Below are 12,857 nucleotides of genomic sequence, written 5' to 3'. Positions count from 1 at the left end.
TAGAAGTAACCTTAATTTCCTGAGTATTGAAACCAATGTAGGAAATCTGAAGTACACACTCTGTTGGAACATTTAATGTAAAGTTTCCGTCTATGTCGGTAATTGTTCCGTTTGTAGTTCCTTTAACCAATACGTTTGCACCGATAATTGGTTCGCCTGTTGCATCGAGAACTTTACCATTAATAGTTTTTTGTTGTAAGATACTTTCTATAGCATCGGCATGAGGTGAAGATGATTCATTTGCTGCTACAACTATGCCTGATGCAAAAAAAGCTAAAGACGCTCCTGCTAAAAATCTAACCATGGAGCTTGAATAATTCTTAGCACTTTCCATAAGTATAAGTTTAAGTTTATAAATCAATTACGCCGCAAAGATTGTTGCTTTTTGTGAATTTTGTTATAAAAATCGTCCGATATATGTATGAAAATTGTCCGAAAATATCTTTGGAAGATTTTTATATTGATTGTCTTATTTCACTCTTTTAAGCATAATTTGTTGATATATAGAGTGTTAGTTTTAGAGGCGATTACTTGTCATGTCAAAAACTATAGAAAATAAAGAATTATTGTGTTTTAAAGTTCTCTTAAGATATTAATGATTAACATTTATACAATTTATACACTTACAATGTACAATATTGCTATTCGGTTTTATTATAAAACTATAATATTGCATTGTTAATTATAAACAACTAATATAATGAAAACAAAAAGTATTTTTTCTTTAATCGTATTGTTTTTTCTTTCATGTATTAATGTAGCAGCCTATACAGAAAGAAATTATCTTCAGAATGTAGTATCGCAGGAAAATCTTGCAAATTGTCTTGTCCTGAACCAGAAATGGGTTACTTATCCTTCCTATAACGACCGTGAGGGGTGGAATCGTTTTTTGGGAGAATATAAAGATGAGATTATAAAGGACGGGGAAGCTCTTTTGGATTATACTTGGAAGGTTGTGAGGGCTACAGATTATCTGGAATTTGAGAGAAGTGGAAACAGAGTGGTTATGGAGCGTCCTTTTAATGATAATAATCAGGCTATAGTAAAACTGATGCTTGCCGAACTAGCAGAAGGAAAAGGCCGATTTGTGGATCAGCTGATAAACGGTGTGTTTCATACTTGCGAGATGACATCATGGGCATTGTCTGCTCATCTGATTACTCAACCCACTCATCGTGCTTTGCCTACTCCTACTTATCCGCTGATTGATCTGACAGCAGGAGATTTGGGAGGTCTTCTATCGTGGGTATATTATTTTATGCATGATGAATTCGATAAGATTGATCCTGAAATATCCCGTAGATTATATAATGAGTTGGATGAAAGAATCATGAAACCTTATCTTGAGAATGACAGTTTCTGGTGGATGGCCGTGAACTATAATGGACAAATGCTCAATAACTGGAATCCATGGTGCAACAGCAATTGTCTTATGACGTTTATGTTGCTTGAAAATGATCCGGACAGACTTTCAAAAGCTGTTTATCGCAGCATGCAGTCTGTTGATAAGTTCCTGAATTATGTTCATTCCGACGGAGCTTGTGAAGAAGGACCGTCCTATTGGGGACATGCTCCTGGCAAATGCCTTGATTATCTTGTACTGCTTGATTGGATTACCGGGGGAAAAGTTTCAATTTTTGATAATCCTCAAATCAAGGCTATGGGTGAATATATAGCCAGGAGCTATGTAGGAAATGGTTGGGTTGTTAACTTTGCAGATGCCTCTGCCAAAGGAGGTGGAGATCCTTTTCTTATTTTCAGATACGGAAAGGCTGTTGACAGTGATCTGATGAAACAGTTTGCTGCCATGTTGAATAATGGCCGCAAGATTTCTTTTGCCGGGCGTGATTTGTTCAGAATATTTGAGTCTTTTATTATAAACAAGGATTTGTCTGAGTATCAACAGGAATATACAGGCGACCGTTATACATGGTATCCTGAAACTGAATTCTATTATGTAAGAAACAACAAGGCTTTCCTGGCTGCAAAGGGTGGATATAACGATGAGAGTCACAATCATAATGATGCCGGAAGTTTTTCTTTATGGGTAAACGATATGCCGATTATGATTGATGCAGGTGTAGGAACATATACACGACAGACATTCAGCAGCGAGAGATATACAATATGGACTATGCAGAGTAATTATCATAATCTTCCTATTATTAATGGCATACCTCAGAAAAACGGCCGCAAATATAAGGCTACGGATGTGAAGGCTTCCCGAAAAGGATTCTCTGCAAATATTGCAACCGCTTATCCTGAAGAGGCAGGTGTGAAAACATGGATCAGGTCGTATGAGATGAAATCCGGTGAGCTGACTGTAAACGACCGCTTCGAACTTGATGAGGTTAAATCGGAAAACATTATTAACTTCCTGACATGGGGTGATGTGGTTATAAAAGACGGAAAAGTGGAAATATCAGTGAATGGAGTAAAGGCTCAGGTTAAATATGACAATAGAAAGTTCGATGTGAAAAAAGAATCTGTCAAGCTTACTGATAAAAAACTAAGCAACGTATGGGGAGACGAGATTTACAGACTTTCATTTATAGCAAAAGATAAAAAGATAAAGGACAGTTACATCTTTAAAATTATTTATTAAGTATAAACTTTAAATTTATTCGTGGGTTATGAAAAAATTTAGTTTTTTATTGAGTTCTTGTGTGATGGCCGTGGCTTGTACCATTGGAGGTTGTACGGATAAACCTGAAAGAGTGGAAAAAACATGGTCGGAGCAGTCGGTAGAGAATGCCTACAATCAGATCAAACTTGAGATTGATACGATTGAGGCAAGTGGTAAAATATTGAATCCTGTGACATTGAAAAAAAACGGAGAAGTATATTATTGTGGATATGCCGACTGGAGAAGCGGATTTTTTCCGGGAAGTGTGTGGTATCTTTATGAACTGACAGGCGACAATACTCTTCTTCCTCTGGCACAGAAATATACCGAGGCATTGGATGAGGCAAAGAATCTTACATGGCATCATGACATTGGCTTTATAATTAACTGCAGTTATGGAAACGGACTCAGACTTTCCGGAAAAACCGGATATAAAGATGTGATGATTGAAGCAGCCAAATCATTATGTACACGTTTCAGAGAAAAACCCGGAACCATACAGAGCTGGAATGTGACAGGAAACAGTTGGCAGGCACAGAGAGGATGGGAATGTCCGGTTATAATAGATAATATGATGAATCTTGAGCTTCTGTTTGAGGCAACAGAATTGTCTGGCGATTCTACTTTCTATAAGGTAGCTGTTTCGCATGCCGACAGGACAATGAAGGAGCAGTTCCGTCCTGATGGAAGCTGCTATCATGTGATTGATTACAGTATTTCAGATGGCAGCGTAAGACATCGCCACACGGCTCAGGGATATTCTCATGAATCCGCTTGGTCGCGAGGACAGGCTTGGGCTATTTATGGATATACAATGTGCTACAGATATACAGCCGACAAGAAGTATCTGGAACAGGCTATAAAGACATTCAATTTTATGAAAGATCATCCTAGGATGCCTGAAGACCTTGTTCCTTATTGGGATATGGATGCTCCGAATATTCCAAACGAGCCAAGAGATGCATCTTCAGCTTCTGTTATTGCTTCTGCGCTTTATGAATTGAGTACATACGATAATCAGTTCGACTATAGGGGATATGCCGATAAAATAATGAAGAGTCTTTCTTCAGAGAACTATACAGCAAAATTGGGAGAGAACGGACGCTTCGTACTTATTCATTCAGTGGGAAGCATACCTCACAACAGTGAAATTGATGTTCCACTGAATTATGCCGATTATTACTATCTGGAGGCTTTAAAACGGAAAATGGACTTGGAAAAGGGAGGTAAATCTCTATCTGAAAAAGAATAAAAGCAGATAATAATTAAAGTGAGTTGAAAAATCCCGTCATTGACATAAATTTAGTCAATGGCGGGATTTTTGGTAATTTAGTTGTTTTTTATTAAAAAATATCTTACATTTGGAATACTATTGATTAACCACAAAAAAATAACTATGAAACATGTACTAAAAAAGCCATTAATCTGTCTTTAATGACAGTGTAATTGTTCTCTTATTCATGATTTGGTGATTGATTCATAGAAAATGTAAAACCAAAAATTAAATGTATGAAAAAGGTTCTTATTTTATTCGTGTGTTTAATTGCGTTCTCTTTTAGTAATTTGAATGCTCAGAGTCAATGGTCGTTCGGACCACGTGTTGGTGTCGGATTCTCCAGTAGATATGGTGATAATGGTTATTATTCCAAAATGTTAGGCGGTGTGTTTGGAGAATACAGAATCAAAAAGTTTGCAACAGAACTTGATGTTTTATTTACCAAACAAGGAGAAGGTGGTGGAGATTATCTGGAGAAAAGTAAATGTATTCTTATTCCATTAAAATTTAAGTTTTATCCTTGTTCTACATTGGGGCTAAATATCTTTGTCGGTCCCCAGTTGGATATCTATTATAATGGTTTGGAAGGAATGCAACCGGATGGTAGTCCTATGATTCATTATCAAAAGACGTCGGCATCTTTAACGGCAGGTCTTGGTTATCGTTTCAATTTTGGACTTGATTTGACATTCAATTATAATTATGGTCTTGTAAAATTGAATAAGGATGAATTTCCCGGATTGGAAAACTATAGAGACCGGGTATTTCAGATTTCCTTGGGATATGATTTATTCAGTCTGTTCAAAAAGTAGAGAATAAAGATAACTCAATTTTTATAAGAAGGCATATCTGACTTGTTTCCAAGTAATGATATGCCTTCTTTAGTTGTTAAGTTATAATACTTGTTTTTATACTAATGAATTAGCAAAGATTTCAATCCTTGATAATTTTTAATACAATTTTCTCTCCTTTTTTCAAGCTTAAGGAAAGCCCTTCTAATAGCTTCTCTCCTTTCACTTTACTAGTTGACTCATTTATTGATACAGAATAATAACCTTGCGGATCAATTGTAAACCATTCTGGAAATTGGTTTATTCTAGTCCAATCTATCGGTAAATTTAAATTTAATCTATGTCTTTTTTTATCAAAAAAAAGTTTTCCAGTCCAAGAGTCTAAGGCTATGAAAATTATATTTAATTTATCTTCTTCTCTTTCTGCACCAAATAAGATATCTTTATGCCAATTATTAATATAACATCCTTGCGTTTTCCAAAGTGCATACATTATTGAAGTTCTAGCAAAATTACCATCACCATGCCATCCTTCAATAACACCATTATCTCTCTGTTTCCGGAACATAGCTTCAATTTCATCATCAATCCATTCTTCTACACTGGTTATACGTTCTCTATTAAGTAGGTTTATTGCACCTTCTATTGCATCTGCAAGTCCATCTGAACTTTCTCTTTCCCAGTTATAATACTGATAGAACTTCCTAAGATTATTAAGAACCAATAAAGTAGCATCTTTATAAGGAACATGATTATCTATCATATAAATTGTATAAAAACCATCTAATATATATCCCCATGTATCAGCAATGCTACTTGACAACACTGTACACTTTTGAGGATTTATTTCGTCATAAAACATTCCATGTTCATTTCTTCCACATTCCAATATTTTATCCATTAACCTATATAACGGTTTTTGATACTCTTCTTTCTTATCCTTATATACAAAATTTAAAGTTGCATACAATTCACAAAGACCTAAAACAATTTCTCCTCCATGATCTCTTAATCTTAATTTATATGAAAGGTCTATATTATTTCTATTTATCAACAAGTAATAATCACCAATTTTTATGGCCCAATCAAGATAAGACCTGTTACCTGTCATCCAGTACATCCTAGATAATATTTGTAACAAATCACCATTTACTTCAATTTCAGGAACACCACCATAATAATCACCATCAATATTGGTTACTACATAATCTGGAATCAACAGTTTTAGATCATTCAATATGGAAATCATTCTATCCGACCATAATGATTTACCCAGCCATTCAGTTAATGGCAATAAACCGTCTTTCATATACTCAGCAGAACCAAAGATAACATTTCCAACATTAACTATACTATCACGGAAATTTTGTTTTTCAAAATCATAAGTTGCAGGACAAGCCCCTAAGCGAGAAGTATATTTAATTTCTGCCTCTAACATTTCTTTCATCTTACCATTAAACATATTCTGATCAGTGAAAAAAGTCGTTAGAACCATAAACGGGTAATTATCAGCCGCAGCATCCTGAGCATTCCAATAATTATCTCCTGATAAATTTCTTGGTATTAAACCTGTTATTGAATCACAATAATTAATCCATCCTTTTACTAACTTATTACTTCTATAAAAAGCTTCATTTGCTTGTATGGCATTTTTATATAACACTCTATACTTATCATTATCTATTATAGAAATAGAATAAGTTGGTATTATAATATATAAAGCAAATAACAACAATAATATTTTTTTCATAAAGCAAACTTATTGTTTTCTCCAAATATGTTCTATCTCCAGTATAATCATCTTGTGGTAATTGCCATGCCCATTGCCGTACCATTTTCCGTCAAGCGATTTGTCTATGAATTTTTCCGGCTTTATGTCGTCTTCGTAAAGCTTTCTGCATTCCAGTGTAAGGCGTGCTTGTTCAAATGTAATATTACCATTTTCTGTTAAAGCCGGTTTAAGTCCTGTTTCTGCTATCTTATCCGTGTCACGTCCTGATTTTGAGCCGCACACCTTATGTATAGCCTTGTTTTCTTCACCCAGGAACGAGAGTGTGAGAGTGTCACATTTTTCTATAAACTCGTATGTATAGCGTTCAGGACGTATGAAAATAAATGCGACTGTTTTTCCCCATAACACTCCTGTGCCACCCCAAGAGGCTGTCATTGTGTTGAACTTTTCCTGTGTACCCGCAGTTACAAGCATCCATTCTTTACCGATGGCTTCAATCATATTGTCTGTCAATTGTGATACGTTAATTTCTTTCATTCTTCTTTTATTTTATATATGTGTGTTTACAAAAATAGTGAAAAGCAGAATGTAAAGAAACAAGTTACGATGAAAATATATGTTCTTAATGTTTGAAAATATATTTTGTTCTTACATATTTTGTAAATACAGTATGTGTTTTTATAAATACAAGTTATATTTATAAAGATATAAGTTATATTTATGTATATATAGTTTGTATTTATAGAATATAAAAAGATGTTTTTACTTTATCATCTGATGATTTTACATAAGCTTTTTGTGATGTTTGGTTTGTTACGGTAAACTGTATAAATTTGTAGCATTATATAATAGAGCTTATTATGGGACGTACAATAAAATTACTATTGCTTTATTTTGCCTATCAGCTGGCATTTTTCGGAGTGCTTGTAGGAATATATATGCTGAAAAACGGAGTTGTGGAAATGCCGGACGTATCCGGTAGTGGATATATGTCTGTCATTATGTGGGCACAATTTCTTTCCACATTGTCTGTAGGGCTTCATGTAGTATTGGGAAAATATGTATCTATTGATGTTTTCAGATTGAAAACTCCCGATAGATGGGCTGTATTGTTTGCATCATCTGTGTTTATCGTGGCAATGGGATTGTGGACCAACTATTTCAGCGAGCTTGCCGGACTGCCTGACAATATGAAGGATGTGTTTGAACAGATGATGAACAATCCGTTGGGGATAATATCCATTGTAGTTATGGCTCCGCTGGTGGAAGAACTGCTGTTCCGTGGTGCTATACAGGGGCATCTTATGCGAAAGTGGAAAATGCCTTATCTTGGTATAGTGGTGTCGTCGCTTATATTCGGTGTGGTACATGGCAATCCGGCTCAGATTCCGTTTGCGTTTGTGGTTGGAATGGCTCTTGGATGGATGTATTACCTTACAGGAAGCCTTATCCCAGGAATGCTGATGCACTTTATCAATAACGGAAGCTCTGTGTTGCTTTATGTGTTGTCAGGTGACCCTGATGCGACAATGATTTCATCACTTGGAGAGGCTGGTTCTATGGCTTTGGCAGTGGCAGGAATTATTCTTACTGTAGTATGCATTTTAATTATCAGAAGGAAACTGGTGAAAGAACCGGTGCAGTGGAACGAAGAAAATAACTTTATTTTACAATAAAAATAACATCAGCCAGATTATTGTATTGATTACTTTTAATTAATCAGTTATAACCTTCTCGTATATAGTTCATTGAAAAGGATAAAGTCTCATGAATTATAACTACCTTTGTGCTTAAAACTAAAGGAACAAATATAAAATGGCGAAGATTACAGTAAAAGATATCGAAATAAACGTCGTTAAAGTCAATGACGAGGACTATATTTGTTTGACAGATATGTTACGTGCCAAAGATGGGGATTTCTTTATAACGGATTGGTTGCGCAACCGAAATACGCTTGAATTTATTGGCATTTGGGAGAAAGTTTACAATCCCCTTTTTAATTATGGCGAATTCGCCACAATTAGAAACCAATCTGGACTTAACAGTTTTAAGATTAGCGTGAAAGAGTTTGTAGCTCGTACTAATGCCATAAGTTTACAAGCTAAAGCCGGACGGTACGGCGGAACATATGCGCATAAGGATATTGCGTTTGAGTTTGCTATGTGGATAAGTCCGGAATTTAAGATTTATATAGTCAAGGAATTCCAACGACTGAAGACTGAGGAGCAAAAATTGCTTGGTTGGTCTGCCAAACGGGAACTGTCGAAAATCAATTATCGCATTCATACTGACGCTATCAAACAGAACCTTATTCCGGTAGAGGTAACGGCGGCACAAGCAAGTGTTATCTATGCCAATGAAGCCGATGTGTTGAATGTTGCTATGTTCGGTATGACTGCCAAAATGTGGCGTGAGCAACATCCTGACCTTAAAGGAAATATCCGGGACTATGCCACGATCAATGAGCTTATTTGCTTGTCGAACATGGAAAACCTGAATGCAGTGTTCATCGAGCAAGGCATACCGCAGGGAGAACGCCTTATCAAGCTAAATCAAATAGCCATTCATCAAATGGGAGTTTTGGAAAGCGGCGACAATGAGCGCAGACTATTAAAATAACAGAGCTACACATTTTGAAATTAATCTACAACAAGGAGAAGCAATATCAAACAAAAATCAATACCTTTGCATATATAATATAACCAATAGGAAACAACCGGTTGTAAATACTGATTGTGTTTCCGGTAAATGATAGAAAAACTGATAGTCTGCATGACTATTCTTTATTATATCTTTGCATTCTGGAAATTTGTATTAAACATCATAAATAAAGAAAGGATTTTACCGTGGCAAAAGACAGCGAAGTAGTAATGACCCCCATGATGAAACAGTTTTTCGACCTGAAGGCGAAGCACCCTGATGCTATCATGCTCTTCAGATGCGGAGACTTTTATGAGACGTATTCGGAAGATGCGGTGGCAGCATCCGAGATTTTGGGCATTACCCTTACAAAGAGGGCCAACGGACAGAATAAGACTATCGAGATGGCGGGATTTCCTCACCATGCTCTTGATACATATCTGCCAAAACTTATAAGGGCAGGACGACGTGTGGCTATCTGTGACCAGCTGGAAGACCCTAAAACTACCAAAAAACTGGTGAAACGCGGTATAACAGAGCTTGTTACGCCGGGTGTGGCCATAGGAGACAATATTCTTTCTTATAAGGAGAACAATTTCCTGGCTGCCGTTCATTTCGGAAAGACAGCTTGCGGCGTGGCTTTTCTGGATATTTCTACCGGAGAGTTTATGACAGCCGAAGGAAAACTCGATTATATCGATAAACTTCTCAATAATTTTGCTCCTAAGGAGGTACTTTTCGAACGTGGCAAGAAACCTATGTTCGAAGCTAATTTCGGAACCAAATTCTTTACTTTCGAACTTGACGACTGGGTTTTCACAGAAACATCGGCTGTGAAGAAACTGCTCAAGCATTTTGAAACGAAAAATCTGAAAGGTTTCGGAGTGGAACATCTGAAGAATGGTGTGATAGCTTCGGGAGCTATTCTTCAGTATCTTGAAATGACTCAGCATGAGCATGTTGGGCATATTACATCGCTGTCGCGTATAGAAGAGGAAAAGTATGTGCGCATAGATAAGTTTACTGCCCGCAGTCTGGAACTGATGGGAAGTATGAACGATGGTGGAACAAGTCTGCTCGATGTGATAGACCATACAATTAGCCCGATGGGAGCACGTATGTTGAAACGTTGGATTATATTCCCGCTGAAGGATGTGCAGCCTATTAACAGGAGGCTTGATGTGGTGGAATATTTTTTCCGTCATCCGGACTTTAAGGAAGAGGTTGAGGACTGTCTTCACAGAATAGGTGATTTGGAACGTATAGTGTCGAAAGCTGCTGTGGGCAGGATTTCTCCACGTGAAGTGGTGCAGCTCAAAGTTGCTTTGCAGGCTATTGAACCTATCAAGATGGCTTGCCTTGAAGCTGACAACGAGAGTCTTCGCAGAATAGGTGAACAGCTCAACCTGTGTGTTTCTATCCGTGATAAAATAGCAAAGGAAATAAACAATGATCCTCCGCTCTTGGTTAATAAGGGTGGTGTGATAGCCGACGGTGTGTCCGAAGAACTGGACGAACTGAGACGTATATCATATTCCGGAAAAGATTATCTTCTTCAGATTCAGCAGAGAGAAAGCGAGCTTACAGGTATTCCAAGTCTTAAGATTGCTTATAATAACGTGTTCGGCTATTATATAGAGGTGCGTAATGCGCATAAAGATAAGGTTCCAGCCGAATGGATAAGAAAACAGACGCTTGTAAACGCGGAAAGATATATCACTCAGGAACTGAAGGAATACGAAGAGAAAATCCTTGGAGCCGAGGATAAGATTCTTACGCTGGAGACACGTATTTATAACGAGCTGGTAATGTCATTGGCTGAGTTTATTCCGGCTATTCAGATAAATGCCACTCAGATAGCGGTTCTTGACTGTCTGCTTTCGTTTGCATCGGCCGCAAAGGCTAACGGTTATATCCGTCCGGTTATATCGGAGGATGAGGTGCTGGATATACGTCAGGGAAGACATCCGGTGATAGAAAAACAGCTTCCTCTGGATGAAAAATATATAGCAAATGATGTTTATCTTGACACTGAGAAACAGCAGATTATAATCATAACGGGTCCTAATATGGCCGGTAAGTCGGCTTTGCTCAGACAGACTGCCCTTATCACTCTTATGGCTCAGATAGGTTGTTTCGTACCGGCTGAGAGTGCGCATATAGGTATTGTAGATAAGATATTTACCCGTGTGGGAGCGAGCGACAATATATCTGTGGGAGAATCTACGTTTATGGTTGAAATGAACGAGGCTGCAGATATTCTGAACAATCTTTCGCAGCGCAGTCTGGTGCTGTTCGATGAGCTTGGACGAGGTACATCTACATACGACGGTATATCCATAGCGTGGGCTATTGTGGAACATATACACGAGAATCCTAAGGCAAAGGCACGTACTCTGTTTGCAACCCACTATCATGAGTTGAACGAAATGGAGCGTACCTACAGCCGCATAAAGAACTATAATGTATCTGTCAAGGAAGTTGATAATAAAGTGATTTTCCTCCGTAAACTGGAACGTGGAGGCAGCGAACACTCGTTCGGTATTCATGTGGCGAAGATGGCAGGTATGCCTAAGTCTATCGTTAAGCGTGCTGACGAGATTCTAGCCCTTCTGGAGAAAGAAAACCGACAGGGATCTATATCCGGTAAGGAAAAGGAGATAACTTCGGAATTAAAGAAAAAGAAAGGTGCTTCATCGTCGTCAACATCAGACGGTATTCAACTGAACTTCTTCCAGCTTGACGACCCCGTATTAAGCCAAATAAGGGATGAAATTATCAATTTGGATATCAATAATCTCACCCCTGTTGAAGCTTTGAACAAATTAAATGAAATAAAGAAAATTCTTAATTGATGAAATTCTTTGCTCGCACGCTTGTCATTTCCGGATTTGCCGGAGTTGACTGGCGTGTGCAGTAGTCAAATTCGTGGCTCTTTTCGCCGCTATATGAATTCCATATAAGTTTCAGTTTTACAGTTTCGCCTTCTGTGTCGGGCAATATTCCGTCCAGCTTGAATGCTACAAGTCCGTCAGCAGGATGTCCGTAAGTGTCACCGTATGCATTGTGGCGGAATTCCACTTCGTATGGATTTTCAGGATTGTTTGTTGAAATCAGGTTTACGAAGTGTTTTGTACCTGTATTGCCCCATGCTGTGCTGAAACGTAGTGTCAGATAGCCGTCTTCTGAAACAGTCATCCAACTGTTCATAATCTCAACCGGATCATTACCGTAAACTTTGTCATTTTCCTCATCTCCCAGGTTTGCTGCTATAGGCTTGGTCAGGATGCTGTCTATCCAGTTGATGTGTACAGCTTTGCTGAAACCTTCCGAAGGATCTGTTGTTTCCTGATAGTTTACCAGTGCTCTAACTTCTTTTTCTCCAAATGGTGATTCAGTTACGTTTACAGGAAACAGAGTAGTTTCATCGTCAAGTTGGAGGAAGAAAGTATCGTTGGCATCAGTTTTTACAGTAACCAGAGCGTTAGGTAATAAAAGCGAATAATCATAATCATCATCGTCGTTGCACGACTGTAGTGAAAACATGGCAACCGAAGCTACCAAAGCATGTTTTAGAATTGAACGTAGTCTCATAATAATTTATTTTTTAACGTGTTAACTTTGAATGTTTGTCTATACGTTAAATGCATTATTATGAAATATCATGCATCATTATATGTTAAAAAAAATCAATATGGATATAATAAAAAAACCTTCACTGAAAAGTGAAGGTTTAAGCGGTGCGTACGGGACTCGAACCCGTGACCCCATGCGTGACAGGCATGTATTCTA

General features: G+C 37.5%; 10 protein-coding genes. 6 read left to right on the top strand and 4 right to left on the bottom strand.

The window, feature by feature from the left end; genetic code table 11:
• Positions 1–334, bottom strand: a 334-nt coding sequence (locus Q0486_RS11035) for a carboxypeptidase-like regulatory domain-containing protein (RefSeq protein WP_299233099.1), incomplete at its 3' end; no start/stop codon positions are given.
• Between the two features lie 366 nt (positions 335–700).
• Here Q0486_RS11035 and Q0486_RS11030 point away from each other — a divergent pair.
• The 3 genes from Q0486_RS11030 to Q0486_RS11020 all read left to right on the top strand — a co-directional run bounded on the left by Q0486_RS11030 (position 701) and on the right by Q0486_RS11020 (position 4,714).
• Positions 701–2,605 carry a heparinase II/III family protein gene (locus tag Q0486_RS11030; RefSeq protein ID WP_299233097.1) on the top strand — a complete coding sequence of 635 codons (1,905 nt, stop codon included), beginning with the start codon at positions 701–703 and terminating at the stop codon, positions 2,603–2,605.
• A 64-nt stretch (positions 2,606–2,669) separates the two neighbouring features.
• Positions 2,670–3,878, top strand: a complete 1,209-nt coding sequence (locus tag Q0486_RS11025) for a glycoside hydrolase family 88 protein (RefSeq protein WP_299233107.1) — start codon at positions 2,670–2,672, stop codon at positions 3,876–3,878.
• A gap of 257 nt (positions 3,879–4,135) precedes the next feature.
• Positions 4,136–4,714 (top strand): outer membrane beta-barrel protein, encoded by a 579-nt coding sequence (locus tag Q0486_RS11020; protein ID WP_299233095.1) that lies wholly within the window; start codon positions 4,136–4,138, stop codon positions 4,712–4,714.
• Positions 4,715–4,835: 121 nt separating this feature from the next.
• Here the strand turns inward: Q0486_RS11020 and Q0486_RS11015 are convergent, their stop codons facing one another.
• Both Q0486_RS11015 and Q0486_RS11010 read right to left on the bottom strand, forming a co-directional pair.
• Positions 4,836–6,443, bottom strand: coding sequence for a hypothetical protein (locus Q0486_RS11015; RefSeq protein WP_299233092.1), 1,608 nt, complete (start codon positions 6,441–6,443; stop codon positions 4,836–4,838).
• Positions 6,444–6,452: 9 nt separating this feature from the next.
• On the bottom strand, positions 6,453–6,962 hold the full coding sequence (locus Q0486_RS11010) for a flavin reductase (RefSeq protein WP_299233090.1): 510 nt from the start codon (positions 6,960–6,962) through the stop codon (positions 6,453–6,455).
• Between the two features lie 323 nt (positions 6,963–7,285).
• Here Q0486_RS11010 and Q0486_RS11005 point away from each other — a divergent pair, with 323 nt between their 5' ends.
• The 3 genes from Q0486_RS11005 to mutS all read left to right on the top strand — a co-directional run bounded on the left by Q0486_RS11005 (position 7,286) and on the right by mutS (position 11,920).
• Entirely contained in the window at positions 7,286–8,101 is an 816-nt protein-coding gene (locus tag Q0486_RS11005; protein ID WP_299233087.1) for a type II CAAX endopeptidase family protein, read from the top strand.
• Between the two features lie 139 nt (positions 8,102–8,240).
• Positions 8,241–9,044 carry a KilA-N domain-containing protein gene (locus Q0486_RS11000; protein WP_299233084.1) on the top strand — a complete coding sequence of 268 codons (804 nt, stop codon included), beginning with the start codon at positions 8,241–8,243 and terminating at the stop codon, positions 9,042–9,044.
• A gap of 251 nt (positions 9,045–9,295) precedes the next feature.
• Complete coding sequence (mutS, locus tag Q0486_RS10995; RefSeq protein ID WP_289091396.1) at positions 9,296–11,920, top strand: DNA mismatch repair protein MutS; 2,625 nt, start codon at positions 9,296–9,298, stop codon at positions 11,918–11,920.
• Here mutS and Q0486_RS10990 read toward each other — a convergent pair.
• Positions 11,913–12,659: a NigD-like protein gene (locus tag Q0486_RS10990; protein WP_299233081.1), complete on the bottom strand. Its 747-nt coding sequence runs from the start codon at positions 12,657–12,659 to the stop codon at positions 11,913–11,915. The genes mutS and Q0486_RS10990 overlap by 8 nt on opposite strands.
• Between the last annotated feature and the right edge of the window lie 198 nt (positions 12,660–12,857).

Source organism: uncultured Bacteroides sp., from assembly GCF_937912035.1.
GTDB lineage: Bacteria > Bacteroidota > Bacteroidia > Bacteroidales > Bacteroidaceae > Phocaeicola.
Note: the sequence above shows the minus strand (reverse complement) of the source record. Positions and strands in the feature narration are given on the sequence as shown.